Source organism: Caballeronia insecticola (assembly GCF_000402035.1).
Classification (GTDB): Bacteria; Pseudomonadota; Gammaproteobacteria; order Burkholderiales; family Burkholderiaceae; genus Caballeronia; species Caballeronia insecticola.
Genome location: NC_021287.1, coordinates 2,987,150 through 3,013,410, shown reverse-complemented (window position 1 = coordinate 3,013,410; position 26,261 = coordinate 2,987,150). Strand labels below are relative to the sequence as shown.

Below are 26,261 nucleotides of genomic sequence, written 5' to 3'. Positions count from 1 at the left end.
AGTGACCACACTGGAGCAGGGTGGGACCAAGCCCGCGCGGTCATTCAACTCAAGTGAGAGCAACATGAAACGTACTTACCAACCTTCCGTGACGCGCCGCAAGCGCACCCATGGCTTCCGCGTTCGCATGAAGACCGCCGGCGGCCGCAAGGTCATCAACGCCCGCCGCGCGAAGGGCCGCAAGCGCCTCGCAATCTGAGTGCGCTGAAGTGGCCGCTCGCGGCGAGGTCTCGTTCGTTGCATCGACAATCGAACGCGCAACAGCCGCCCGCGAGCCACTCATGCGCCGCACAGAAGTCTTGAAACAGGACATCATTCAGTTGCCGGCGCAGGCCGCGTTCCCCAAGGCCGCAAGGCTGCTGAAAACGGATGAGTTCTCATCCGTTTTTCGTTTGCGCCCCTGGCGACGCTCGCCGCACTTCGTCCTGTACGGCAAGCCGACAGGAAATGCTGCGCGGCTCGGGCTGGTGATCGGCAAGAAGCAGGCGCCGCGCGCGGTAACGCGCAATCTGATCAAGCGGCTTGCGCGCGATGCGTTCCGGCTGCGTCGCGAACAGTTGAGCGGCTTCGACATTCTCGTGCGGCTGCACGCGAAGATCGACCGTCGCGCGTTGCCGAGCGCGAGCTCCCCGCCGCTTCGGGCGCTCGTCAGCAGCGAGCTGGAAACATTGCTCGACCGTGCCGTGCGCGAAGCAGCGCGCCGCTCGGCCGAATCCGTGGCGGCGCCGCACATCGCGCCCGCCGTCGACGATTCATCCGGCCCGACCGGCTCCCCGGAGTCTTGATCAGGGTCATGAAGCGCAAGCTGCGTCAGGTGAGTCCCTCGTGACGAACCGGGCGTGCGGCGCGAAGCTTATGCAAACGGCACTCATCGCGTTGTTGCGCTTCTACAAGGTTGCTGTGAGCCCCCTGCTCGGCAACCGGTGCCGCTTTTATCCTTCCTGTTCCGACTACGCGCGCGAGGCAATCCAGTATCATGGCGCCGCGCATGGCACGTATCTCGCCGCGAAACGGCTCTGCCGCTGTCATCCTTTTTCGGCGGGCGGCGTCGATCTCGTGCCGCCTCCCAAGGGTTGTGCCGACCCTGACGACGCGAGCCGATCGCGCGCGGATTCTGCGCAAGACAAGCTTTCAACACTAAACGGCGCTGAAGCGCTTTCCGATCGACACTGAGACAACGCATGGATATCAAACGCACCGTCCTATGGGTCATCTTCTTCGTGTCAGTTGTCTTGCTGTTCGACAACTGGCAACGCGACCACGGGCGCCCGTCGATGTTCTTCCCCGGCGCGACGCAGCCGGCGAAGACCGCCAGCAATCCCGCACCGGGTTCGGCCACGCCGGGCTCGCAGCCGTCCGAATTGCCGAACGCGCCGGCCGGCACCGCCGCTCCGGGCTCGACGACACCGCCTGTCACGGCGCAGGCGCAGCTCGTCAAGTTCACGACGGACGTGTACTCCGGCGAGATCGATACGCGCGGCGGCACGCTGTCCAAGCTCTCGCTGATCAAGGAAGGCGACGGCAAGCAGCCTGATCTCTACATCACGCTGTTCGATCACACGGCGAACCACACGTACCTCGCGCGCACGGGCCTGCTCGGCGGCGACTTCCCGAATCACAACGACGTCTTCACGCCGGTGCCCGGCCAGACCTCGCTCACGGGCGATGAAAAAACGCTGAAGATCGCGTTCGAGTCGCCGGTGAAGGGTGGCGTGAAGGTCATCAAGACCTACACGTTCACGCGCGGCAGCTACGTGATCAACGTCGATACGAAGATCGAGAACGTCGGCACGGCGCCGGTGTCGCCCAAGCTCTATGTGGAGCTCGTGCGCGACAACACGCCGGTCGAAACGCCGCGCTTCTCGCACACGTTCATCGGGCCGGCGGTCTATACGGACCAGAAGCACTTCCAGAAGATCGACTTCTCCGACATCGACAAGAACAAGGCGTCGTTCGAACCGTCGTCGGATAACGGCTGGATCGCGATGGTGCAGCATTACTTCGCGTCGGCGTGGATTCCGCAGCAGGGCGTCAAGCGCGACATCTATGTGCAGAAGATCGATCCCGAGCTGTATCGCGTCGGCGTGACGCTGCCTGCGCAGACCATCGCGCCGGGACAGACCGTGAATGTCGATGCCCGTCTCTTCGCCGGTCCGGAAGAGGAGCGCATGCTCGAAGGCATCGCGCCGGGGCTTGAGCTCGTGAAGGACTACGGCATGGTGACGATCATCGCCAAGCCGCTGTTCTGGCTGCTCGAGAAGATTCATAGTTATGTCGGCAACTGGGGCTGGGCGATCGTGCTGCTGACGCTGCTCATCAAGGCGGTGTTCTTCCCGCTGTCGGCGGCGAGCTACAAGTCGATGGCGCGCATGAAGGAAATCACGCCGCGCATGCAGCAGATCCGCGAGCGCTTCAAGAGCGATCCGCAGAAGATGAACGCCGAGTTGATGTCGCTCTACAAGACCGAAAAGGTCAATCCGTTCGGCGGCTGTCTGCCGGTGGTCGTGCAGATTCCGGTGTTCATCTCGCTGTACTGGGTACTGCTGTCGTCGGTGGAAATGCGCGGCGCACCATGGATCGGCTGGATTCACGATCTGTCGCAGCAGGACCCGTACTTCATCCTGCCGGTGTTGATGGCCGTCTCGATGTTCGTGCAGACCAAGCTGAACCCGACGCCGCCCGACCCCGTCCAGGCAAAGATGATGATGTTCATGCCGATCGCGTTCTCGGTCATGTTCTTCTTCTTCCCGGCAGGTCTCGTGCTGTATTACGTGGTGAACAACGTGCTGTCGATCGCGCAGCAGTACTACATCACGCGCATGATGGGTAAGAGCAAGAAGAAGGTTACGTAAGCCTCGTTCTTGCCACTCGATGTAAACGTGAAACGCCCGGCCTAGCCGGGCGTTTTGCTTTGGTGGTTGCTATGTGCTGCCGAGGGCGCGCCGTTCAGCGCTTCATCGATCCGTAAAACTGCTCGACCAACTCTTCGAGCAGATACCGATGATGCGGCGACAGCGCCTCGATCTTCGTCGCCAGTTCGAGCGTCTCCTCCGATGCCGGATAGTGCTCGTCGCGCGCGAGCGGCTTCGGCGTCGCTTGCGGATTCCCGCTCGGCGACGGGCCATAGTGCAGCCAGTGCTGATCGACCTTGAACCAGTCGGCGAGCGTCTGCAGCTTGTCGACGGTCGGAATCGAACGCGCGGTGAGCCACTTGTGCGCCGTCTGCGGCGAAACCGGCTCGCCTTGATAGCGAAGATTGAAACGCAATGCGAGATCGGTCGCGCCACGCATCTTTTCGGGCGCACGGGACATCGAGAATTTGAGCCGCTCGGAGAAATCGGCCTTTTCTTGTGGTGTAGGCATGGGCTCGATTGTGCGAGGCAATCGCTGCTTACAAGTCAACCAACTGCGCTAGATTTGGCTTGATCCTGTCGTCGTTTATCTTGTGCAAGTGTTTAAAGTAATTGCTTACAGGCAAGCGAAATCCGATCGATTTTCCCATACCCAATGGCGTTCCAGTAGCTTCTCTGCGCGGCATCTTCTCGAAGATCGATTTAATCGTATATCTCGAACAAGATAACGCAAGAATCTTCCTAACCGCAGCCCTTGAAGCCGCGCGTTGCTCGCCGCGATACAATGCCCGCACTCCGAAATCACCCTTTTCGCCCCGCCGACATGTTGAGCAACGACACCGATCCGATCGTCGCAATCGCCACCGCGCCCGGGCGTGGCGGAATCGGAGTCGTGCGTCTGTCGTTCGGTCGAGCCGGCGAAGCAGCCGCGCAAAAGGCGATGCACGCGCTGTGCGCGCAGGCGCTCGCGCCGCGACACGCCAGTTATGTGCCGTTCGTCGACGGCACGGGCGAAGCGCTCGATCGCGGCATCGCGCTCTACTTTCCGGCGCCCCATTCCTACACGGGCGAGCATGTGCTGGAGTTGCAGGGGCACGGCGGCCCGATCGTGTTGCAGTTGGTTTTGCAACGGGCGATCGAAGCGGGCCGCGACTTCGGTCTGCGTCTTGCCGAGCCGGGCGAATTCACGCGCCGGGCATTTCTCAACGACAAGCTCGATCTCGCGCAGGCGGAAGCCGTCGCCGACCTGATCGAGGCCAGCACCGAGGCGGCGGCGCGTTCGGCCGGCCGCTCGCTGGAAGGCGCGTTCTCGCGCGAGATTCACACGCTCGTCGAGGACGTGATCAACCTGCGCATGCTCGTCGAGGCCACGCTGGATTTTCCCGAGGAAGAAATCGACTTTCTCGAAGCCGCCGACGCGCGCGGCAAGCTCACGCGCATCCGTCAACGTCTCGATACGGTTCTCGCCGATGCACGCCAGGGCGCGCTCCTGCGCGAAGGCTTGTCGGTTGTGCTGGCGGGTCAGCCGAACGTCGGCAAGTCGTCACTGTTGAATGCGTTGGCGGGCGCGGAACTGGCGATCGTCACGCCGATCGCCGGCACGACTCGCGACAAGGTCGCGCAGACCATTCAGGTCGAAGGCATTCCGCTGCATATCATCGACACAGCCGGGTTGCGCGAGACGCAGGACGAAGTGGAGCGCATCGGCATCGAGCGCACGTGGGGCGAGATCGAACGCGCCGATGTCGTGCTGCATCTGCTCGACGCGCGCGCCGGAGCGACGCCCGAGGACCATGTGATCGCCGCGCGTTTCCCGCAAGGCGTGCCGGTCGTGCGGGTCATGAACAAGACCGATCTGGCAGGCGAACCGGCGGCGGTCCGCGACGGTGACGGCGATACGCGCGAAGTGAATCTGTCGGCGAAAAGCGGCGACGGCATCGCGCTCTTGCGCGACGAGTTGCTCAGGATCGCCGGCTGGCAAGCGGGCGCGGAGAGCGTGTACCTCGCGCGGGAGCGGCATCTGATCGCATTGCGCGCGGCCCGCGAACATCTTGCGCTTGCTGCCGCACACGCGGAACACCAGTCTCAGGTGCTCGATCTGTTCGCCGAAGAGCTCCGGCTCGCTCAGGACGAACTCAACTCGATCACGGGCGAATTCACCTCCGACGATCTGCTCGGCGTGATTTTCAGCCGCTTTTGCATCGGAAAGTAGCGTATTGCCCAGCAGCGCCTAACCATTCCCAGACACCCCGTCTCTTCCCCGCCACAGCTAGAGTTGGCCACCTAACGTTGGCTAACGTTGCCTATTGACGCCCGATGTTTTTTGGTACACATTTAGGGACACCGAGTCAGTGTGTCCCAAAATCCGTGTACCAACGTTATGCCGAAAACTGCCGTTCCGCTGAATGACACCCGCATCAAAGCTCTGAAGCCGAAGGCGTCGCGCTACCGCGTCGCCGATGGTGGCGGCTTGGTGCTGGAGGTCATGACGTCCGGCTCGAAGGTATGGCGATACAGATACACGTTGCACGGCGAGCGCCAGCCAATGGTGACGATCGGTGACTATCCGGCAATCAGCCTTCAGGACGCTCGAGAGAAAGCCAGGCGGTACACAGAGATCGTAGCCCGAGGCGTGTCTCCCGTAGCCGATGCAAAAAAGGACCGAGGCGCGGTGAAGCGGCTCGATACGGTCAAGGCATTCGGGGGAGATTGGTACACAGCCCAGATCGCCCCGATGTCGGAGTCCTACCGGCGAAACGTGAAACGGGCCTTGGAGAAAGATCTCTACCCCTCGATCGGCAATAAGCCCCTCGGAGATGTCACGCCGGGGGACATTCTGGCCCTATGTGATCGCATCAAATCTCGGGGGGCGCCAAAGATGGCGCTGTTCACACGGAATGTCGCGAAACGCATGTATGAATTCGCGATCGCGCGACAATTCGCGCAAACGAACCCCGCTCAAGCCGTCGTGGCGCGCTTTATTGCGACGCAGGACAGCCGCACACGCGTTCTGTCACCGGATGAGATCGGGACCGTTCTGCGGGCCGTCTACGCTTCAGATATCCGCCGCCAACTGAAACTCGCCGTTCATCTCCTCGTGTTGACCATGGTTCGTAAGAGCGAACTGACCGAGGCGACGTGGCCCGAGTTCGATCTCGACGCCGGCATGTGGAAAATCCCGGCCGATCGCATGAAGAAAGAAAAGGAACACTGGGTCTTTCTATCGACCCAAGCCGTGGAGATGTTGCGCGAACTCCGAGTTTTGAGCGGGGATGGCGAATTCGTATTTCCGTCAACGCGCGGCAGCTCCGAAAAACCGATCTCGAAGAGCACGCTGAACCAAGCAGTTCGCGCTCTCAGCCTCGACGTGCAGCATTTCGTTTTGCACGACCTCCGCCGCACAGCTTCAACGCATTTGCATGAAATGGGTCATTCGTCTGACGCCATTGAAAAGGCGCTCGCCCATACGATCAAAGGCATCAAAGGAATCTACAACCGAGCCGAGTACGCGGAAGAGCGTCAGAAGATCCTTCAGGTGTGGGCAAATTTTGTTGACGCACAGATTGAAGGCGGCCGGAAGGTCGTGATTGGGAACTTCGGCCAGTCGGCCGCATAGATTTTCACTACCCGTGCCTGACGGAATCAGGAATAGCGGCGGCCAAGGTGTTCGAGCACCAAGGCCGCCTGACCACAAACCAAGCTGTTAAGGAGCTTGAATCATGGCTGAGATCAATTTTACAGGGTCCATCCCGCTCGTACCCGCGAACGCCAACACTCGGGAACTTATGGATTTCTCAGGGCGCGCGTACTCGCTCTATAACGTCCTCTCGTTCATGACCGAAGCCATGGACGAAGATGAGCCTGGCGGCCAGCCAATCAAATGCACATTGGTCGATTTGCGTGGGTCGGCGGAAAAGCTTGCCGAAGATCTACAGCAAGCCAGCGATAGATCGCGGATAAATAAAAGCGGCTCAGCAAGCAACGACACCACTCTGCCGAAACAGACCTTCCCCGTCGATCTCAGGGAAGTTGCACGTATGGCAGACACCGCACAGGGTTCAATTCAATGTCTGTGCGCCCTAGCGACCGAGGCTATCTCGATGCCTGGATGTGAAGCCGAACGTCAGCTTGCAGTGTTGGCCACGAATATGCTGCCAATCATCGGTGCGCAGATGGACCGAATACTTGCGAATCTAGGGGAGATGAGAACGGGTTCCTTCGACGAGCATATCGAATCGATGGGACTGCGCGTCGCACCATACGCGGAGAAGCTGGAGCCGAGTCATGAATAACGCCAAAATTCTTCAGCATCCTGCCTTTGACTGCAAGCCCGTGATAAATGCCAGGCGACACGGCCCAACTCCGCGTGAAATTCCGATGCTCAATCGCGAGCGCTGGGAGCGGAAACAGCGAACCCAGCAACAGGATCAGAGTCTGCTCACGCTCGAAGAGCAATTATCGGAAGCGAATCGCGTCCTGAATGAGGTGAGCCACCACCTTGTGATGGCCGCTCGAGCTATCGCCGCTCAAAAACACAAAAGATAACCACAGACCAACCTTCGCGATCGCTTTGGCTGCGACCGCACTTTTTTTCTGGAGCCGCTCATGCGAACTGAGCGCTACGACACGCGGGATCGTGCCTACGGGGTATGGCACCGCGCAAAATCGATCGGCCGTTACTTGAATGCCAGCGACGCGGAATCGTTGACGATGGCCGATCTGGATTCGGTCCTGTTTACGGAGTACGACTACGGCAGAAAGACGCCTCTTGCTCTCGTTGAAGTCGCACGCGACATCGGGCAGGAGAAGGCTGCTGGCGTCCTTCAACAGCTTGCGATGCTGGCTAATGTTCCAGGGTACGTGGCGCTCTATACACCATCTGAGGCCGCCAATCCAACGGCGCCGAACTGGGACGATATCCAGAGTTTCCGCGTGAAGCGGCTATGGCCGCAGCCGGAGCCTAGTTGGCGCATTCTTTCGCCAAGTGAATGGGCTCGCGCGCTGGTGCAGATCCGCGGCTGGCAGATGCGTCGCTTCGAGCCACGCGCCGCCGCGAACGATGACAGCTTTTGAGGGAGGCTGACATGGAAGGAATCAGGCGAATCGGGGTCTTGATCAACGTAGTGGCGATATTGTGGGTGGCTGTTTTTCTATGGCTTGCAGCCGCGGCGGCAATCGGAACGGACGTGCCGCTCACTGACGAGCAGAAAGCGACTGCTTTTGAGCGTGACACAGGGAAGAAGCTCGCTCTCGAGAGCCTTAAGCATCCATCTGTGACGCCTCGTCAATATTCGGCGCTTGATGAACTGCTTGCGGATGCTGGGCGTGAGCCCAAGGATATCAACGTCCCCACCGGGGAAATTTTGGCCCGCTTCGAAGAGCGCCAGCGCATTCTCGACGGTTACTTTTCAAGCCATCCAGCGACTGTTCGATTAAGGCATTGGGGCGACGTTCAGGCCTACTTGATCTTCGCAGCAATTGGTTCGGCGATCCTTGGCGCCATAGGCTGGGTCGTTACCGGGTTTGCAATCGTCCGGAGGACTTCATGAGACGGAGTCTGCTGCTCCTGTTGCTGCTCGGGATTCAGACAGGCGGGGCGCATGCAGAGTGCGAGTGTCGATGTATGGGCGGTCAAAATAGGCCGATCTGCTCGAGCGCGATGGAACTTCCGCCCCTGTGTGGCCCGGCGATATGCCCGATCGAGTCTCCCTCTATTCAGCCGCTCATGTCGCCGCAATTGCCCCCTCTCGGAACGACGAACTGCCAGATGCGACAGGTCTGGAACCCGTACGCTCGACAGTATCAGTGGCAGCGCATCTGTCAATAAGCGCACTACGCCAAGACAGCCGCGCCTAGCTCGACGGGGCAAAAGCGGAGCACCCTACTCCGTTGGCGCGGCTTCCAAATTAGGGTAGCGAAAAGGGATCGCTGCGATGGACCTTCCGAGAGGCGTGCTGTTGGAGCGCGACCGCCTCGCGCGCGCCAACGAAATCAATACGCTTGAACTTCTCGAACGCCTGACGACAAACGAGGCGTGCGTGAAGATGTGGGTGGCGCTCGAAAGACGATCCTACGCCGCTGACGCGCCTGAGTTTGACGACGGCCTTTGGGTATTGGCGTTCTTAGCGGGGGTCGCCGAAGCATTGAGCTTGCCGCGTCACCAATCCGCATCTTCGGCCGACCGCAAAAACATCGCCGAACGATTAAGAAAGATCAGTGATGAGATCTCGCGGATCTTTGCCGCCTATGATCTCGACTTCAATCTCGTCCAGCTAAACGGTGCAGTCTTCGACGGCCTCTATGTATTCGAGGACTTCGGAGAGAGCAATCAGGCGCGCATCGCGGCCGCAGGTGATTCGCTTTTGCCGGCTTCCGATCTCGTGCGAAATATTCTCCAACGAAGTATCGAACAGGTGGAGACCGTCGCCCACGCAAAGCAAGGCGCAAACGCCGACGCGGTTCGCTTTATCCGCCTTATGGCGAAGCGGAATCAACTGGTATATGGCGAAGTCCTCAACGCGGTCATCGCAACCGCAACCAATGCCCTCTATGGCACGGCTTACGCCGACTCGGATGTCCGAAACCTGTTGATAAGAGCCTCTCGAGTGAAGGGTTTGCAATCTTGAGCGAATTTCCTGCGTGATTGCAAATTACGAACGGGACCGCCGAAAGATTTAATGGACGCATGCAAAACGACGCCAAGGAGCGGCAAAGCATGCGTGCCAATAACGAAGTTAGCCAAGCCGGGGAAACTCTTCCCGCCGTTGGATTCTCGCGCTGGAGCCAACTTCAGCGATTCATTCCGGTGAGCCGCGAAACGTGGCGCAAACTGGTCAAATCCGGCCGCGCCCCGCAGCCTCAGCGCTGGACCGAGCGTTGCACGGTCTACAGCAATGAGGAAGTCCATCGCTGGATGAAAGATCCGGCAGGATATCAAGCGCAGTCGATCGCTGCGTAAGGGGCTCAACATGGCCCAAAAACAAAAAGCCGCGACTCCAAAGAGCGCGGCCAAAGAAATCCTCAAGCAGAAGTATAGCGATGGTGCGGCAGCTCAGCGTGTACGAATCCTCGCATTCCTTCGTCATCACGGCTCTCTGTCCACTCTCGACGCTCGGCATCTGATCGACGTCATGCACCCGGCGGCGCGCGTCATGGAACTGCGCCGCCATGGTCACGAGATTGCAACTGTCTGGTCGCACGAAATCACTCCCGAGGGCGGCGAACACCGTGTCGCGCGCTATCACTTGATGCGGGAGGCCGTCTAATGCTCAACGAAATCGATCGTGCTCGATCCGCGCTCTTTCATCTCGACGCCGGCTGTGATCGCGCAACTTGGGTTCGAATCGGAATGGCCGCCAAGTGCGCCGGGCTCGAAATCTTGGATTGGATCGACTGGTGCTCGTCCGGTGCCAATTACGGCGGCGAACGCGAAACGCGCGCAGTTTGGCGCTCGTTCAAGGCTTCGGGCGGTATCGGTGCCGCGACGCTGTTTCGCTTGGCGCTTGACGACGGCTGGCAAGTCAGCTCGAAAATGGTTCGCGATATCAAAGCGTTGCCCTCTAAATTAGAGGCGAATAGAGAGCGGCAAATTCGAGAGACGCTTGATCCGCGCTGGCTGGCTTACTGGGAATCCCTCGGCCCAATTCGCGAAGCCGGGCTTGAATATCTCGAAGCCCGCGCATGCGAGGTGCCGCCTTCCGATGGTGATTTGAGATTCGATCCGGCCGCGCGACACCCGGTGGGCGTAACGGGCCCTTGTCTCGTGGCACTGGTGACAGACGCTATTTCCGGGTCCCCCATCAGCCTGCATCGCACGTGGATAAGAGATGACGGCACGAAGGCCGATGTTGAACCACCGCGGATGTTGCTCGGCGGGCACCGGAAGGCAGGCGGCGCCATTCGTCTCTGGCCGGACGAAGCTGTCACCCAAAGTCTAGCAATCGCGGAAGGCATCGAGTCAGCTCTGAGCCTTGCTAGAGCGATTCGGCCAGTCTGGGCTTTGATCGACGCCGGCAATCTCGCCAAGCTGCCTCCGCTGCCTGGAATCGACGCTCTATCAATCGCCGTCGACGCTGATCTCGCCGGTCAGCGCGCCGCCGAGGCGTGCGGCGAACGATGGGCGCTTGCGGATCGTGACGTTACGCTCGTGGAGGTGCCGAATGGGGCGTGACATCAATGATCTTGCGATGGAAGGCGGCGCCGACGCGATTCTTTTGGCTGTCGCGAACGGCCGTCGTGTCCCCAAGATTTCTGAGCGCAACAGCGTGCCTACAAGCGTCGCTCAGTTGGAAAGTGTCGACGGAGCGGGTGGACATCACGAGCCTCCTTACGTTGTGCGTCGAGCTTCCGATGTTCTCTCGACCAAACCAATGCGATGGAGGGTTCACGGAGTCCTCCCTGAATCCGGTCTTGCCGCGTTTTATGGGCCTTCTGGAGGCGGCAAATCGTTCTTGCTGCTCGACATTTGTATCGCCATTGCAGAAGGCGCAGGCCATTGGTTCGGGAGGCGCGTGAAAGCCGCGCCAGTGGCGTACGTCTGCCTGGAGGGTGAAGGCGGCATCAGCAAGAGGTTGAAAGCTTGGTCAATTCACAATGGCCGCGCTCTTCCTGATGCGCTGCACGTTGTCATGTCTCAGCCAGTCGATCTTAGATCGCTAAGCGACGTTCAGCGGCTTTGCGAAGCGCTGATACTTGCCGGCGTTCAAGACGGCGTGGTCGCGATCGACACGCTGGCGCAAGCCACCCCCGGGTTTGACGAAAACAGTGGTCAGGACATGAGCGAGGTACTCACTGCGTCAAAGGCGATTCAGGCAACTCTCGGCGGCCTCGTGATCCTCGTTCACCACACCGGCAAAACGGACGGTAAAGGGCTGCGCGGCCATAGCAGCCTGCTCGCTGCGCTGGATAGTTCGATCGAGGTCTGCCGCAATGGCGTTGAACGCAATTGGTCGGTTGCCAAATCAAAGGACGACGCCGATGGCGAGAGCTGCGAATTCCAACTGGATCGGATCGAACTCGACGACGATGAAGACGGCAATCCAGTCACGAGTTGCGTAATTAACCCGTCTGCCGCGCCCCCGAACTGGGCCCCGGAAAAGCCAAAAGGCGATGAACAAATCCTCGTTTTTGAGGCCATCGGAAAATTGCTGCTGGGGTCTAAAGTCTTCGGGAAAGACCCCAGCCACCCAAGCCGCCCTGGGGTTTTTTTGGAAGAAGCAGTGGAGGCAGCCAGCAACGTCCTTACTTGCGAGGTGAATCGCCGTAAGAACCGCGCCAGGCGGGCAATCCAGCGGATGATCGCCCGCGAAATCTACGCCTTCGATGGGGAGTTCATATGGCTTCGGTGACACCAGAAACCCCAGCAGACCCCAGCAAACCCCAGTGCTCCGGGGACACAAAAACCCCGAAACCCCAGAGACCCCACACCCCTATAGGGGTGGGGTCTGGGGTCTGGGGTGTCCGGGGTCTGAATTTTGGGTGTCTGAGCCCGCGATCGGAGTGACGGAAAAATGGCGAATGTAGACGATCGACTCAAGTCTTGGGGCGAATTCACGAAAGCTGTGCACGCCGGGAAACGTGGCGACTATCAGCCTGCGAAAGCGATTGTCGAGCGGGTTCGCGGGAAGTTCGGGGATCGAGCGGCCGAATCGCAACGCCGTGAACTCTGGCGGCTTATGCAGGCGGGAGATCCGAAATGAAGGGAAACCGCACAAAGCCGGTGGGGCGAATCGAGGCGACGATTGCGCATACAGAATTCGTCGTGGGTTTGGCATTTTCTTGGGGAGGTGACGATGATTGACGCGTTGGTTGGTGGAAAGTTGTTCAAGACGGCGGAAGAGCGACGCTCGAACTCCGGCAAGACGTTCGTGACGGACAACGTCCGCGCCGCCGACGGTGATGGCGAGAGCTTGTTCGTCAACGTGGTGGCATTCAGTGATTCGGCGAAGGCGACTCTGCTCGCGTTGGAAGACGGCGATAGCGTCTCGCTCACTGGAACGCTCAAGATCGGCACGTACGAGGCTCGCGACGGCTCTGTGAGGCCGAAGGTCAGCATGATCGCGCAGACGGTTCTGACGGCTTATCAGGTGACACGTAAGCGGAAAGCTGCAGCGATGATGTCCGACGGCTCAAACCGAATGCCGCGCGAAACCGCGATGGCCGATGACGATCTGTCTTTCTGAGAGGCGAGACATGACAAGCGGGCGATCGCTTGATGACACCAGTACGCGCGCACGCGCGCGAGAGGGGAATTCCGCTGACGATCCACTCCTTTCTCTCAACGCTGAACAACTCGTCGGTCGTATTCGATCGTTGGAAGCGAAGCTCGAGCGATTCGAGCGCGTGGCTTCGTTGTCAAACGCGCTGATGTTGCGACGGTCGACGCCTGCACCACGCGTTGGGCGTCCGGCCGACCCGGATCTACGCGGAAAATGGGTCGCGTGGGCGCTTGCGTCAGCTCCAGGCGGCTCGATTGATCTATGGATCGACGCGAATTGCATCGTAATGAGGCCGGTGGGCCGGGTTCGAGATAGCGCGCACTCTCGCATTCGGACCTTCGTATTTGCCTCCTTCGATACTCACGAAAGGCAGACTGGAATTTCGGTCTCGTTGGGCCGGCGAGAGCAGATCACGACGAAGCTCAACAACTACGCAAAGGCTGGCCGCGCCATCCTGAAGCGCGGTGAATATTCTCCGATCTCGCCATCAGCGGGGGTTGTTGATTTGTTGGGTTGAAGCTTCCTAAGTTTGCCTAGTCCATAAAATCGCAATGCGCAACCGGGAGCGCCTGCTCTGAATTTTCGGATGCCATAAAACGTTAGACGCGAGGCAGAAAACTCGCCATTGGTTTTCTGCCAAGATCATCTCGCGGCGCCCTCGTAAACTGAATTCACCATTCACCAACGAGGATTTCTTCATGCAAACCGTCGAAGAAGCGCGTCAGCAGCAGTTGCTCAACATCATCGACATGGCCGGCGCGCGCTTGCGCTCTATGTTTGCCACGATCGTCCAATCGGCGGAACGAGCGGCAGCAGGCCATCAGGTCGAAGCCGATCTCCGGCTCGTTGGCGCCGATATCGTTCAAATCCATGACTGGATGAGCAGTCAATTGGCGGAGGCGATGTCTGACACGCCCCTTGCGTCTGCCTCTGGGGCTGCGCAGATTGTTGCGATGGGCATTCCTGAGCCGATCGAAATTTCCCACGTCAAACACTAATCGGGAGGGAGCATGGCCGACTCGTCCTATCCATTTGTGGCGCCCCAGTTTCAGGGGAACGCCTATCTGATTCAGCGGCAGCAGGCGCTTGCCAATGCCCTCGCACAAAATGCGATGCAGGGGCAGCCACAGCCGCAGATGGTTGGCTCTGGTGGATCGCAGAACTATCAGGTCATGCCGCATACGTCAGCTCTCGCACCCGTTGCGCAGGTCGCACAAGGATTCTTGGCGCATGCGTTGGCGCAACGCGCGGCGCAGGGCCAAAACCAGCTCGGCCAGCAGCAAATGGATTGGGCAACCGGCGACAATGCGCCGCAACAACTGCGTCTTGGGGCTTTGAGTAATGCTCTGGGAGACTTGAACGGAGGTAGTTCCTCCCCTCTTCAGTCAGCCCCAGCAGGCCAACCCGGCACAACAGCCGGGACTGCTGGGGGGTATGACGCCGTTTCTGGGGATGCAGGGGTTTCTGACCAGTTGAGCCAGCAACCTCGGAGGCAAGGAGCGCTTGCCCCTGGAGGTCCGTTGAATCCGCTCGGCATTCCGATTCAGCAGGCCGCGATGATGTTCTTCGGCAATCAAGGCAAGTATTGGGATCTGCAGTCGCAAGCATACAAACCGGCCGAGATCGTCTCGCAAATTCGCGCGGCCGGCATTGACCCGAACAGCATGCTTGGCCGGCAAGTCGCTCAGCAGTCTCTTGCCAAAGCGAACTACATCGCGCCCATCTCCGCACGCCCTGGCGGCGCGCTGATGATGCCGGACGGCAGCACGCGCTACACGTTGCCCGCGCCTCAGGCTGGGGGTATGTGGGCGACGAACTCGGATGGCTCGTTGAAGCTCAATCAGGCCGGCCAGCCTTATCAGATTGGCATCGGCGGGGCGGCGGACCTTGAGGGCGGCATGGCGTTCGCCAAAACCGCGGGAGAAGGCGGAGCGATTCCGTATGCGGGCGTCGACGCTCAAGGCAATCCGTTGCCCGTTACGAATCGGACCGCGGCTGCGACCCAAGGCAATGGATCTGCGCCGCTTCCATTGCGCAGCAATAATCCAGGTGCAGTTTCTCCAGGCGGCTCGGTCGCTCAATATCCGGACATGCAGACCGGCCTTGTCGCGATGGACAAGAACCTCGCGAGTTACGCCGGTCAGACCGGAACGGGCACGCTCGGCGGCGTCATTACCAAGTGGGTCGGCTCGCCACCGAACGCGCCCGCGTATATCAAGGACGTGTCGACGCGCCTTGGCATCGGACCGAACACGCCTGTCGACCTGACGAATCCGGCTCAGCGCCAAGCGATCGCCACAGCCATTATGCTTCACGAGAACGGTCCGTCGAACGTCTTCGCACCGTCGCAGAAGGGCAACGCATCACAGCCGTCGCAGGCTCCGGTGGCGTCGTCGCAATCAACGAGCGGCGCGATCTACGCGCAGCCTCAACCGGGGTTCAATCAAGGTCAGACCGATCTTCAGACCGACCTGACGAAGAAATGGGGGACGCTGAACGAAGCGAATTCGCAAGCGCAGAACACGATCTCGTACCTGCAGAACATCCGTGGACTGGCGTCGAAGGCGGCGCTCGGCCAGCAGTCCGATCGGATCAATTACGTCAATGGCCTGCTTTCGCTGGCTGGCAGCGAAAAAGCCATCGATGCAGTCACGGCAAACAACCTGCTCGACAAGTACAGCAATCAGATCGTCGCGCGTCTCGGGACTGGTGGCCTCGGAACTGACGCTGCGCGCTCGATTCTCCAGTCGGCCTATCCGAACGCTCACATGACTCAAGGCGCGATCGGTGAGGCGGTCGACAATCTCGTCGGCGCGAGCCAAATGACGCAGGCGAAAGCGCGTTTGTTGCAAAGCGATTACAACTCGCGCAACCCGCAGACGTACAACCAGAAGGAAATGACCTTCGATCAAAACGCTGATCCACGCATCTGGCAATTCCAGAACATGAATCCGCAGCAGCGGCAGGCATTCAAGGCGAGCATGACGTCCGACGAACAGCAACAGTTCGGGAAGCAGATTCGCGCGCTGACGTCCTTGGGGGTGCTGAAATGAGCCTTGCAGACGAATTCGATGCTATCCAAGTGAAGAGCGCCCCCGGCGCTCCGTCGCAGGGCCTCGCGTCGCAATGGGATGCCACGCCCACGACGCCAGTTGCCGGGCCGCAATCGCAGACGTCGCAGCCTTCGTTCGTGGATCAACTCGGCCGACAACTCGGACTGACCGCGCGCGCGGGCGTGAGCGGCATCACAGCGCTTCCGGCGATGGTCGGGAATGCTCTGAACTCGGGCGTCAATTTAGGGATTCGCGGTGTGAATGCGCTCGGGGCGCATATACCTGAACTCTCGATGCCTTCCGACGCGATCCATCAGGGAATGAATGCGGTTGGCTTGCCACAACCGCAGACGCCGACCGAACGCATTGTTCAAAACGCTGCGGCTGGCATGGCGAGTGTGCCGACCTCGATGGGGATGGGCGGTGTGCTGTCCCGGTCCGCGTCACCGGTGGCGTCGGCAATCGGAAGCGGGCTCCAAATCTCTCCCGGCATGCAACTGTTCGGTTCCGCTGGCGCCGGCGCCGGTTCGCAAGGGGCTGCGGAGCTGGGTCTGAATCCCGCATGGCAAGTCGCTGGCAGCGTTCTCGGCGGCGCAACAGGTGTTGGCGCAGGATCTGCATTGACCGCAACGGCACGCGCATTTGGCAACGTGGCCGGCCGGTTTACCACGCCGCCGATGAGTCCTTCTGCTGCGGCAACTAAGGCTGATATCGGTGTCGATCGCGCCGTGTCGGACCTCGGCCCGCAAGGCGGCGCACTCTTTACCCCGACCGAGATCGATCCCTTGAAGCAACAGGTCGCGGCGCAGATTCAACAGAATCCGGGCGTGAGTCCGGTTGCTGCGGTGCGCTCGCAAGACTTCCGGAATCTCGGCATGCAGCCGACGCTCGGGCAGATCACGCGCGATCCGATGCAGTATGCGCAGGAAATGAATATTCGAGGCATCCCGGAGGTGGGGGCACCTCTTACGCAGCGTTTCAACACGCAGAATACGCAGCTTCAACAGAATTTGTTCGGGCTCTCCGGGCGGCCGTCCGATGCCTACACGGCCGGGACGCAGCTTCAGACGACGCTGAAATCCATCGACGAGCAGATGGCATCGAACGTCCGGGCCGCGTATGACGCAGCTCGCGCATCGAGCGGCAAGAATCTAGACGTCCCGCTCTCGGGCGTCGCGCAGGACTACGCTCAGGTTCTGAACGACTTCGGCGACAAGGTACCGAGCGGCGTGCGCAACAACTTCAACCAGATCGGTCTAATGGGCGGCACGCAGCAGAAGACATTCACCATCGAGAACGCCGAGAATCTGCTGAAGGTGATCAACGCGAACCAAAGCAATGATCCGGCGACCAACGCGGCCCTCGCGACGCTGCGAACCAGCGTGAAGAACGCGGTTCTTTCGGCGGATGACCAAGGCGGCGTCTACGCTCCGGCCCGTCAACTCGCTGCGCAGCGATTCGCCCTGCAGGATTCGATACCCGCTTTGGAAGCTGCGTCGAACGGCTCTGTCGCGCCTGATGACTTTGTGCGTCGCTTTGTGCTCAATGGAAAGACAAACGACGTGATGTCGCTCGCAGACCTGCTGAAGCAGCATAATCAGTCGAATACGTTTCAGGAGTTGCGCAATCAAGTCGGCGGCCAACTGTCCCAGGCGGGATTTGGCGCAAACCCAGCCGGCGACGCGAAATTTGGCCCGGTGCCCTATGCGAACGCGCTACGCAATATGGGCGACACGAAGCTCGGGGCCTTTTACTCGCCCGACGAGATCGCGCAACTGCATACGATAGGTCGGGTCGGCGGCTACATGAACAGTTTCCCGAGTGCGGCGCCGGTCAATACGTCGAATACGGCTTCGGCGCTCGCTTCTGTTCTCGGTGCAGGCGTGAAGAAAATCCCGTACGTCGGGCCGCTAATTCAAGGCGCGCAGAACCGGATGTTCGTCACGCGGGCGCTTGCCGCAGCGCTGAGCAATGCGCCTGCGACCCCGACGCCGAGTTATCCGATCCCGACTGCGGCTCTAGCGAACGCTCTTGCGCGTGCGCAGGCGACGAATGGCGCCAACGGCTCCCCGTAATGCGTGATAGATGGCGATCGAGCCAATCGGACCGAGCGCGACAATTGCAAACTGCAGGTTCATGGAGTTCTCCAGCCCCGCCACGCGCGGGGCTCTTCTTTCTGGTATCGGAATATGCAGTTTACGGCCACTGCTCAGCGCGCTTTTATTAATTCTCGTCGATTGTGAGGCCAGTGTCTCGGAGCGCTCCGACTTCATATCGATTGGGATTCGTGGTTTCCCCCGATCAATTTGTTTCCGCGACGTGCCGACATCGCGTCTGTCGCTGATACCAGCGACGCGATCGCCTAACAGGGGAGAACTCATGAAGAAAATCATCGCCGTGCTGATCTGCGCTTCGTTCATCGTTCCGGTCGTCGCTGAAGCACGCGGCGGCCATTACGTGGGTGGACACGGCTCATCGCACAAAGGCGGCCACTACAAAAACGCGCGCACGGGCGACCACTACGAGAAACGGCACTGATGCATGGCGCGGCAGGCGATAGTTCGTTTCTCCGATTGAAATACAGAAAATCAGAAACCGGCGTTGCCGAACAGGGGGTATATGGTGAACATACGCAGGAGCGCAGCGCATCGCGCTCACCCTCTCAAAAATTGGCCCGTCCGCGCGACGGGCTTTTTTTGTATTGCAATCCCGGCGCCGTGACATCAAGGACAAGGCGCACGCGCAATTACGTGCGCCGGCTATTTGCGCTGAGCGAAACGAACCAGCAAGTCACCTCACGAGCGGCCGAGTTCGCCGGAAAAGTCGAAATCACCGTCTGCGCTTACTGGACGGCCAACAACTTCTCGTACTTCCGAGGAAGCAACGCAAACTCGCCCCACGCCAGCCGTGAAGCCGCCAAGCCCACGCCGTTCGCGGTAATTTTCCCCCAGAACAGAACGAGGCGCCCCACCGATTGATCGTCGATTCCTTTCTCTTCCTGCTCACCAGCCCGCACTTTGATCGTGAAGTCTGGGATCTGCGGATGGGATCGCAATCGCGTCATTCTGATATTGTCGGGCCTCGAAAACTGGCCAGCGTTCCATGACCGTTGAATGGTCCCGTAATACAGTCGCGGAACGTCACACTCCTCGGTAACGGTCGCAATGTTTACCAGCACGTCACTTAGTTTCCGGGCGACATCGACGCCAGGAAGCACGAGATATTTAAATAGATTGACGTCGAAGCGTCGGCAGAGCCCGGCCACCGTCGTTATCTTGCTCGGAAGTGCGAACGTCTCGCCGCGGTGCCGTCCGATCGGGACCGCGGCAATCGGCCCGTCTTGCTCCTCGACTGCACTTTGATCGTAAGGCTCTGCCGGCGTATCTGGTGCGACAGGCTTCCCTTGCATGAAGGAATGAACGATCGCAAGCTGATCATGTGCGATGGCCTGCTTCGCATCTTCTTCCGACAGATATTTCTTGCCGTCTGCGACTGGTGTGCGAAGCGAGCAGAAAACATGGCGATACGTAGAGCGATGCGTGAAGCAACACGAGCGGCCATTGGAGAAGAAATTCTTTTCTCTGGGCGAGCGAGAGATCGGCGTGTAGCACTCGGGACAATAAATCCGGTCGGCCATGTCCTCCGCATAATCCAGCGGAGTTACTGTCTCGGCCTCGTTAGGGCGAACCCGGTTCTCGGCGTCGAAAACCCAGTTCGGCGCGTATAAGGCGTGGTTGATCCTGATGCTGGAACTCATTCTGCTCTTTTCACGGTCTGAGAATCTTGGCGAGCCTGCGGCGGCGCAACGCGCGGAAGACTGCTGGACTCCTCGTCGTGCGGCGCCTGGATCGTATCGCTGACGGTGACCGAGTGATGACTGGAAAGCTCGGACATGCTTTTTTTCGATGCGTGACGTGTGAGTCCAAATCGGTGTTGCCTTCGTTTCGCCATAGACACATTCCTTTTTTTTGGCAGGGCGGCATAGTTGTGGGCCGAGAACCGCAGCCCGTCTTTCGTTGATTTATCGGAATGTGCTTAAAAAACTTAAACCTGACTTCCGCCTCTGAAAAAACCGCGGACTCGATCACCGAACCGTATCGACTACCCGTTGTTTAGAGCATGGCCTCTACGTGTGGCTTTATCGGCATCACTCTGCAAAATGACCGTCCCGCCTTCACGCATTTTGAAAAGTCAGTTGCGTCACTCTGGAATCTTGACAGCCACTCTGGGACTGGCGTCGGATGTCGCTTGCAAGTCGGCTGATCGGGAACTAATCTAGCCGCACTCTCGCGTCTATGACGCATCGACCTACAAACTCGGGCTACTGGGGTAGGGGCTCTTGCATCCTGAAGGGATGCGAGCTCCGCCCTGCACTGTGGCTATCTTGTTTGTTTCCCCTGTTCTCCAAAGCTCGCCCCCCCTTCCGTGCATTCGTGCGCGCGTCTTCTGCTGCGGCCGCGCAGGCCCCATCTTGCAATTCCTCATCCCGGTCGTTCGACCGTCATCCCTCATACGCAACTGTCCTTTTGTCGTCCGCCCGATTTCGGGCCTCCAACTGCCTACGGCCGACCCCGGCCTCAACTCTTCGCGCTTCCGGGATTGGCGACCCGGTTGATCGCACAGCCGCAAGTCACACAACAACGGGGATGAAGTGATCTCCCGAGTGCCCGAGCCTCATCGCTCGCGCACACGGGCTGCACCGGCTTGCCGAGGCAGAACACTCACAAACTCACCATTCGGAGGCTCGCGCCCCCGTTGTTGCCTCCCGGCCGCTCCTGCGGCTCAAAGTGACTTCGCAGGGAGGCAACTGGGGTCGAGTCTCGCGCATGGCTGATGGGGTGGAGATGTCTCACAAATCGCTTGCGGCCGACCTGAGCCGCGCAGCTCGCAAAGCGAGGGGCAAACAAGGTCATCTGACGCGTGTCGCCAGGGAATCTTCCCTTGCGCGGTTCGCCGGCTTTCTCTGGCAGACAGGGTTCCAGATTCATGCGACGGGCCAGATTCAAGAGAAGCACATCGAGGCATGGGTAGCGAACATGATGGAGCGCTCGCTGACGCCGAGAACGATCGCCAACAACATGGCGCACATCCGCACGGCGCTTGAGGGAATAGGCCGGCGCCCGTTCGCCGACCGTATGAGCAACGCTGTTGTAGGCGTCGCTGGAGCAAGCCGGAGCGGCACCAAGCGGCCCCTCGCACCTGAGGAAGCGCAGCGATACATCGCCTGCGCCGAAATGATCGACGAAGGTGTCGCCATGGTCCTAAGGCTTCAAATGGAATTCGGTCTTCGCGCACAGGAAGCGGTTCGCTGCGTGCCGTCGTTGCCGGATTGGAGTCGTGTACTGACCAATGCGGTCGGCGACGGCATGGTGATCGTCATTCACGGCACGAAGGGCGGCAAGACGCGGCGTTCGCCGGCTCTGGATCGTGCCCATGCCGCCGAGCTGGTGCAGGAGGCAATGGATCTCGCCCGACGCTCGAACGGCCGCCTGGTACGTAAGCCCGATCTGAAAAAAGCGATGGAGCGATATCACTATGTGGTACGCAAGGCGGGCATGCGCGGCGAGATTGCGCCCCACAGCCTCCGCTACGCATACGCCTGCGAACACCTTCGAAGGCTCAAGGGCTCGGGCATCAGTCGACGTGAAGCCGCCGCGGGCGTGTCTATGTGGCTAGGCCATGGAGACGGACGGGGCATCTGGGTTGAGACGGTGTACGCGAAACAGGAATTGGCGGGAGCAGACCATGCATAGGCACGCGAACACGCTCCCGCTTGTCGGCCATTCGCGCTGGAGCCAGATCGCGCCGTTCGTGGGCGTGTGCCGGGAAACGTGGCGCCAAATGTACCGGTCTGGCCGCGCCCCAAGGCCAATCCGGCTTTCTAGTCGTGTAACAGTCTGGAGGAACGACGAGATACACCGGTACCTTTGCGATCCCTCTCTGTCTTGGCGATGATCGTCAGCCGAGCCCGATTTTTAGCTGAGGCAAGACAAATGAGGCGACGAATACTCTGGCTATCGGTAAAGCTTGCCTAGTCTCTCAGCAAAAGTGCATAACCGCATGACTCGTATGATATTTTTTTGAGACCGGAACAACAGACGACGGCATTACGGGATTGCTGGCGGGAACCGTTTGCCGTACAGTTTGGTCCGTATAGAAGTGGGCTAGACGCGGCCTCAAGTCTCTAGCCGCCGTGCCGTTAATGCAGTCACCAATTAGTCGCTCGACCCAGTGCGAACTATTTTTGAGGTCAAACATGAATTTCCTCGCTTCCTCGCTCGGCTTACCACTGCGGGAACTGGACTACCCGTCTCTCTTTAATCCGGCCCCCCAAGGGGACTACGTCGGGAGCAACGTGTATGAAGCTCGCGGTACGTCCGAAGTAGACATCATGAAGGCCGCAAAGTTGTTGGAGCAGGCTAACAACGAACCGAACGTCATTTCGGCCAACGCTTACCTGCGCACATGGTGACCCTCTAGGCAATGTCCGACACAAACGAATTGTTCCCACGGGGGACTGCTCTACCGAAGCAGTCCCCTCTTTTTTGGGTCCACAACAAAGACCGTTATCTCCGGCAACTGCTCATCCGAGACATCGAGGCCGTTACGAAACGGCGCTTTGTCGTGTATTACGCAGATTGCTCGACGAATGCGCAGGTAGATCCCAACGACGATACCTACCTCGCTGAGTTGCTGAGCACGCTCAAGGGCGAGCCGGTCGACCTGATGCTCGAAACGAACGGCGGCTACACCGATGCGACCGAGAAAATCGTGTCAATCCTGACTGCGATGACCACGGATCTGCGTGTCATCGTGCCACGGCGAGCAAAAAGCAATGGCACCGTGATTGCCCTAACTGGTCGCGAGATCGTGATGGGGGTGCATTCGGAATTGGGCCCCATCGACCCTAACGTCGTACTCGGGCCGGGCAATGTAGTACCTGCCGACCTGATCCTCAAATCGGCCGAGAAGCACCCGCCGCTTATCGCTGGGTTCGCCTCATTGGCTGTTGCGCAAACGAAGAAGCTGGCCACCGCCGTCCTTACAAGTGGGATGCTCAAAGGCGCCGAACCTAAGGTGATCGAGGAAATCGTGAATAAGATTTCGACGCGCGATCACTACCACTCGCATGGATCGGTCATTGACTCTCGAGAAGCAGCCGATTTGGGATTGAAGATCGCGCACCTCCCGCCCGAGGATGATCTTTGGCAGCGCATCTGGTTGCTCCGAACAATGTGCGAACAGGATTGTAAAACTCATCGCGTGTGGAAGTTGTTCGAAGGCACAGCGGTCAGCAGTTCGATCGCAGCACCGCAGGGAATGTCAAGCTAGCATCCAACCGGGGTCGTTCACAAAGACGACTTCGGTTTTAGGTACACACTTTGGGACACAAAAATTCCCACGTGGCTTCATTGACCCGGATTTAGGGCTTCTCAGCCTGAACAATAGCTTCTGCATCGAAGTAAGCTCAGACGCCCGGCGGCCTGCCGATCTCACGCAACTCCGCGCTCAGTTTCTCGCCTTCATCGGGCCGCCCGTGAAGCGCGGCAGGCGTGTTCTGGAACATCTCGATTCGATAAGCCCCGTCGCAGAGCGAGAGCAGCGTCGTCTGGATCGCGTTGAAGCGCGGATCGAGTTCGTTCGCGCCGCGCGGCCACATTCCGGCGACCGCACGCACGAGCAGCGTCTGGCCATTCGCCATGCGTCTGACCTCGCGCACCTTCGCGACGAAAAGCGGCGTGGCATGCTGCGCGAATATCGGCTGGAGATGCGCTTCGATGCATGCGCGTCCGTCGACCGTACTTCCGTCGAAGCCGATCAGACTACCGCGCTCGGCGAAACGCTCCGCCATGGCAACGGCGTCCTGCCGGTTCCAGTCTTCGAGCAAGCCGAAATACACGCGCCGCGCGTTCGCGTTCCAGTCTTCGGCCTGACTCATGTTGCTTTCTTCCAGGCCGCCGCGAAGACGCCCGCGCCCATCAGGAGCGCCCCGCCGGTGCGGTTCACTGCACGCTGCACGGAAGGCTTGCGGATCGCGCGGCGCGCGCCGGACGCGAGGAGCGCGTACGCGAAGGCGTTAGCGGCCGCCAGTCCGACGAACGTGGCTTCGAAAATCGCGATTTGCGACACGCTCGCAGCGTGCGGATCGATGAATTGCGGCACGAACGCGACGAAGAAAATGATGCTCTTCGGGTTCAGCGTCGTGACGGCATACGCGTGCGCCATGATGCGTCCGGTGCGCAGCTCGTCCGTAAGCTGGGCGGCGTCCGTGTCGATGGCCGGCGCGCGCCACAGCTTGATGCCGAGGTAGACGAGATAAGCCGCGCCGATCCACTTCACGATCATGAACAATTCCGCCGATGCCGCGAGCAGCACGCCGAGTCCGAGCATGGAGGCGGTCATCGCGGTGAGATCGCCGAGCGCGACGCCGGCAGTCGTCGCGAACGCGTATTTGCGGCCGTGGCCGAGCGCGTACGACACGACGAGCAGAACGGTCGGCCCGGGAATCGCGACGAGAATCGCCGACGCGATCGCGAACGGCAGCCATTGAGTGAGGGTCATGCTTGTTCTCCAGGATTCGATGCGTCGATTTATCCACGAACGCGCGCACATGGCAATAGGCCGTTCAGCCAGCTTGACGACGCGCTCGCGGCGCATGAATGTTCGGCCTCGCGCAAGGCGCGCTAATGCACCGCACCAAATCGCGCGAGCGGGCAAATTGTCGCAGCCAAATGCACTCGAAACGTGCCTTTCATTTCTCTCAAGCCGGATTTTCGAATCGATTCATTCAATGCACGCGTGTTATTAATCGATTTAAGGCGCTGCGACATTCTGACGTGTTGCAGCCGCACACAACTTATGCTTGCAAGTTCGCAGCACTCATCTAGCATGAGTTTTGCGGTCAGCCGCTTTTAAATACGTAGCTAATTCCGAAACGATATTCGTTTGGAGGCGAAATACATGAAGAAACGCGCCAGTGCTCTCTTCGCGATGATGGGTTTGTTCGCAATCGTATCCGCCGCACAAGCCCAGGACAGCGTTATTCAGCCTCAGCAGACGTTCACCTTCCGGCCCAACTCGTATGGCTGCTTGTCCAAAGACAAGTTCGATTCGGCCGACCAGCATGCGAGAGCCGGCGAGCATCAGAAAATGCAGCAGTATTTCGAAGGCTTCGAATGCATTTCGACTCCGGTCGAATCGCATTTTCGTGTGGTGCGTGTCGTCGGACATGACGTCGAATTCGTCAATGCATCCAACAGCGACACGCAAGGCATGTGGACCGCGGATCGATTCATCGATCAATAACGCGGTTTATCGCGTAATTCGTCTTGTCTAATCCGGCGCGAATCTAAATCGCGCCGGTGACTCGATTTTGTCGCGATTTCGCGGGAATTAATCGCCGCTAAAATCGGGACTTTCTTCTGCGCGACCGACCTTGCGTCGGCGAGCGTCACTTCGTCTCCCTATCTGCATCGATTCGCCGCACAATATCGCTTTCGTGCGCGACGGATGGCGCCGCATCGATCCTTCCGCCGTACCGCTCAACTCTCCAATCCGCCGGCCGATGCGCCGGCCATCGACGCTGAATGGCTCTTAAATCAACGATTTACAAGGCAGACCTGCAGATTGCCGACATGGATCGCCACTACTACGGCGATCATTCCCTGACTATCGCGCGCCATCCGTCCGAGACGGACGAGCGGATGATGATGCGCGTCGCCGCGTTCGGCCTTTTCGCCGATGAGCGCCTGGAGTTCTGCAAGGGACTGTCGGACACCGACGAGCCGGACCTCTGGCAGAAGGATCTCACGGGGCAAATTCAGACGTGGATCGACGTAGGCCAGCCCGACGAGCGGCGCATCTCGAAGGCGAGCGGCCGCTCGGACCGCGTGATCGTGATCGCGTATGCAGGCAGGACGGCGGACATCTGGTGGCAGGGCGTGAAGGGTAAGGTCGAGCGACTGCAGAACGTGACGGTCTGGTCGGTCGCGGATGGCGTCGCCGATGCGCTCGGCAAGCTGGCCGAACGGACGATGCGCTTGCAACTGATGGTGCAGGACGGCGATGTCTCGTTGAGCAGCGAAAAGGTCGATGCCGTCGCGATACGCTGGAACGTGCTGAAGGCCGGCGCGGCCTGA

The 26,261-nt window shown here is 59.7% G+C and carries 30 protein-coding genes; 25 read left to right on the top strand and 5 right to left on the bottom strand.

Annotation, left to right across the window (positions count from 1 at the left end):
- The first annotated feature begins 64 nt into the window (after positions 1-64).
- From rpmH to yidC, 4 genes are all read left to right on the top strand, one after another.
- Positions 65-199 carry a 50S ribosomal protein L34 gene (gene rpmH / locus BRPE64_RS14035; RefSeq protein WP_004198824.1) on the top strand — a complete coding sequence of 45 codons (135 nt, stop codon included), beginning with the start codon at positions 65-67 and terminating at the stop codon, positions 197-199.
- Positions 200-281: 82 nt separating this feature from the next.
- Positions 282-785, top strand: coding sequence for a ribonuclease P protein component (rnpA, locus tag BRPE64_RS14030; RefSeq protein WP_051180355.1), 504 nt, complete (start codon positions 282-284; stop codon positions 783-785).
- A 70-nt stretch (positions 786-855) separates the two neighbouring features.
- Positions 856-1,173, top strand: a complete 318-nt coding sequence (yidD, locus tag BRPE64_RS14025; RefSeq protein WP_044041843.1) for a membrane protein insertion efficiency factor YidD — start codon at positions 856-858, stop codon at positions 1,171-1,173.
- 8 nt (positions 1,174-1,181) lie between these two features.
- A complete protein-coding gene (gene yidC / locus BRPE64_RS14020; RefSeq protein WP_016346792.1) occupies positions 1,182-2,852 on the top strand; it encodes a membrane protein insertase YidC in 1,671 nt (556 codons plus the stop codon).
- Between the two features lie 94 nt (positions 2,853-2,946).
- Here yidC and BRPE64_RS14015 read toward each other — a convergent pair whose 3' ends face one another.
- Entirely contained in the window at positions 2,947-3,363 is a 417-nt protein-coding gene (locus BRPE64_RS14015) for a hypothetical protein (RefSeq protein WP_016346791.1), read from the bottom strand.
- A 312-nt stretch (positions 3,364-3,675) separates the two neighbouring features.
- Here BRPE64_RS14015 and mnmE point away from each other — a divergent pair, with 312 nt between their 5' ends.
- From mnmE to BRPE64_RS33195, 16 genes are all read left to right on the top strand, one after another.
- Positions 3,676-5,064: a tRNA uridine-5-carboxymethylaminomethyl(34) synthesis GTPase MnmE gene (mnmE, locus tag BRPE64_RS14010; protein ID WP_016346790.1), complete on the top strand. Its 1,389-nt coding sequence runs from the start codon at positions 3,676-3,678 to the stop codon at positions 5,062-5,064.
- A gap of 168 nt (positions 5,065-5,232) precedes the next feature.
- Positions 5,233-6,468 (top strand): tyrosine-type recombinase/integrase, encoded by a 1,236-nt coding sequence (locus BRPE64_RS14005; protein ID WP_044041842.1) that lies wholly within the window; start codon positions 5,233-5,235, stop codon positions 6,466-6,468.
- A 103-nt stretch (positions 6,469-6,571) separates the two neighbouring features.
- Positions 6,572-7,144: a hypothetical protein gene (locus tag BRPE64_RS14000; RefSeq protein WP_044041841.1), complete on the top strand. Its 573-nt coding sequence runs from the start codon at positions 6,572-6,574 to the stop codon at positions 7,142-7,144.
- A complete protein-coding gene (locus BRPE64_RS32855) occupies positions 7,137-7,397 on the top strand; it encodes a hypothetical protein (protein ID WP_144063358.1) in 261 nt (86 codons plus the stop codon). Before BRPE64_RS14000 ends, BRPE64_RS32855 begins: the two co-directional genes overlap by 8 nt.
- Before the next feature lie 60 nt (positions 7,398-7,457).
- On the top strand, positions 7,458-7,925 hold the full coding sequence (locus BRPE64_RS13995; protein WP_044041840.1) for a hypothetical protein: 468 nt from the start codon (positions 7,458-7,460) through the stop codon (positions 7,923-7,925).
- Between the two features lie 11 nt (positions 7,926-7,936).
- Positions 7,937-8,401, top strand: a complete 465-nt coding sequence (locus tag BRPE64_RS13990; protein WP_144063357.1) for a hypothetical protein — start codon at positions 7,937-7,939, stop codon at positions 8,399-8,401.
- 384 nt (positions 8,402-8,785) lie between these two features.
- Positions 8,786-9,478: a hypothetical protein gene (locus tag BRPE64_RS13985; RefSeq protein ID WP_044041837.1), complete on the top strand. Its 693-nt coding sequence runs from the start codon at positions 8,786-8,788 to the stop codon at positions 9,476-9,478.
- A gap of 59 nt (positions 9,479-9,537) precedes the next feature.
- Positions 9,538-9,810 carry a helix-turn-helix transcriptional regulator gene (locus BRPE64_RS32350; protein ID WP_232519184.1) on the top strand — a complete coding sequence of 91 codons (273 nt, stop codon included), beginning with the start codon at positions 9,538-9,540 and terminating at the stop codon, positions 9,808-9,810.
- A gap of 10 nt (positions 9,811-9,820) precedes the next feature.
- Positions 9,821-10,117 (top strand): helix-turn-helix domain-containing protein, encoded by a 297-nt coding sequence (locus BRPE64_RS13975; protein ID WP_084675748.1) that lies wholly within the window; start codon positions 9,821-9,823, stop codon positions 10,115-10,117.
- Positions 10,117-11,022: a DUF7146 domain-containing protein gene (locus BRPE64_RS13970; protein ID WP_051180353.1), complete on the top strand. Its 906-nt coding sequence runs from the start codon at positions 10,117-10,119 to the stop codon at positions 11,020-11,022. Before BRPE64_RS13975 ends, BRPE64_RS13970 begins: the two co-directional genes overlap by 1 nt.
- A complete protein-coding gene (locus BRPE64_RS13965; RefSeq protein ID WP_051180351.1) occupies positions 11,012-12,199 on the top strand; it encodes an AAA family ATPase in 1,188 nt (395 codons plus the stop codon). The genes BRPE64_RS13970 and BRPE64_RS13965 overlap by 11 nt, the downstream gene beginning before the upstream one ends.
- Before the next feature lie 444 nt (positions 12,200-12,643).
- A complete protein-coding gene (locus BRPE64_RS13960; protein ID WP_051180350.1) occupies positions 12,644-13,033 on the top strand; it encodes a single-stranded DNA-binding protein in 390 nt (129 codons plus the stop codon).
- 734 nt (positions 13,034-13,767) lie between these two features.
- On the top strand, positions 13,768-14,067 hold the full coding sequence (locus BRPE64_RS13955; RefSeq protein ID WP_016346779.1) for a hypothetical protein: 300 nt from the start codon (positions 13,768-13,770) through the stop codon (positions 14,065-14,067).
- 12 nt (positions 14,068-14,079) lie between these two features.
- Entirely contained in the window at positions 14,080-16,122 is a 2,043-nt protein-coding gene (locus BRPE64_RS13950) for a hypothetical protein (protein WP_144063355.1), read from the top strand.
- A complete protein-coding gene (locus BRPE64_RS13945) occupies positions 16,119-18,197 on the top strand; it encodes a hypothetical protein (protein WP_016346777.1) in 2,079 nt (692 codons plus the stop codon). Before BRPE64_RS13950 ends, BRPE64_RS13945 begins: the two co-directional genes overlap by 4 nt.
- 304 nt (positions 18,198-18,501) lie before the next feature.
- On the top strand, positions 18,502-18,660 hold the full coding sequence (locus tag BRPE64_RS33195) for a hypothetical protein (protein ID WP_016346776.1): 159 nt from the start codon (positions 18,502-18,504) through the stop codon (positions 18,658-18,660).
- Positions 18,661-18,964: 304 nt separating this feature from the next.
- Here BRPE64_RS33195 and BRPE64_RS13940 read toward each other — a convergent pair whose 3' ends face one another.
- On the bottom strand, positions 18,965-19,879 hold the full coding sequence (locus BRPE64_RS13940; protein ID WP_044041835.1) for a hypothetical protein: 915 nt from the start codon (positions 19,877-19,879) through the stop codon (positions 18,965-18,967).
- Complete coding sequence (locus BRPE64_RS33190) at positions 19,876-20,016, bottom strand: hypothetical protein (RefSeq protein ID WP_160167929.1); 141 nt, start codon at positions 20,014-20,016, stop codon at positions 19,876-19,878. The genes BRPE64_RS13940 and BRPE64_RS33190 overlap by 4 nt, the downstream gene beginning before the upstream one ends.
- 932 nt (positions 20,017-20,948) lie before the next feature.
- Between BRPE64_RS33190 and BRPE64_RS13935 the strand changes: the two genes are divergently transcribed.
- The 3 genes from BRPE64_RS13935 (at position 20,949) to BRPE64_RS13925 (ending at position 23,454) form a co-directional block, all read left to right on the top strand.
- Complete coding sequence (locus BRPE64_RS13935; protein ID WP_232519183.1) at positions 20,949-21,875, top strand: integrase domain-containing protein; 927 nt, start codon at positions 20,949-20,951, stop codon at positions 21,873-21,875.
- Between the two features lie 503 nt (positions 21,876-22,378).
- Positions 22,379-22,594, top strand: a complete 216-nt coding sequence (locus BRPE64_RS13930) for a hypothetical protein (RefSeq protein WP_044041833.1) — start codon at positions 22,379-22,381, stop codon at positions 22,592-22,594.
- 152 nt (positions 22,595-22,746) lie between these two features.
- A complete protein-coding gene (locus BRPE64_RS13925; RefSeq protein WP_198409290.1) occupies positions 22,747-23,454 on the top strand; it encodes an SDH family Clp fold serine proteinase in 708 nt (235 codons plus the stop codon).
- Positions 23,455-23,590: 136 nt separating this feature from the next.
- Here the strand turns inward: BRPE64_RS13925 and BRPE64_RS13920 are convergent, their stop codons facing one another.
- Together BRPE64_RS13920 and BRPE64_RS13915 are read right to left on the bottom strand one after the other, a co-directional pair.
- Positions 23,591-24,061 carry an SgcJ/EcaC family oxidoreductase gene (locus BRPE64_RS13920; RefSeq protein WP_016346773.1) on the bottom strand — a complete coding sequence of 157 codons (471 nt, stop codon included), beginning with the start codon at positions 24,059-24,061 and terminating at the stop codon, positions 23,591-23,593.
- On the bottom strand, positions 24,058-24,684 hold the full coding sequence (locus BRPE64_RS13915; protein WP_016346772.1) for a LysE family translocator: 627 nt from the start codon (positions 24,682-24,684) through the stop codon (positions 24,058-24,060). Before BRPE64_RS13915 ends, BRPE64_RS13920 begins: the two co-directional genes overlap by 4 nt.
- A gap of 399 nt (positions 24,685-25,083) precedes the next feature.
- Between BRPE64_RS13915 and sap1 the strand changes: the two genes are divergently transcribed.
- Together sap1 and BRPE64_RS13905 are read left to right on the top strand one after the other, a co-directional pair.
- Complete coding sequence (gene sap1 / locus BRPE64_RS33705) at positions 25,084-25,428, top strand: surface attachment protein Sap1 (RefSeq protein ID WP_044041830.1); 345 nt, start codon at positions 25,084-25,086, stop codon at positions 25,426-25,428.
- Between the two features lie 281 nt (positions 25,429-25,709).
- The gene (locus tag BRPE64_RS13905; RefSeq protein WP_044041828.1) at positions 25,710-26,261 is read left to right on the top strand and encodes a YaeQ family protein; all 552 of its coding nucleotides are present in this window, start codon (positions 25,710-25,712) and stop codon (positions 26,259-26,261) included.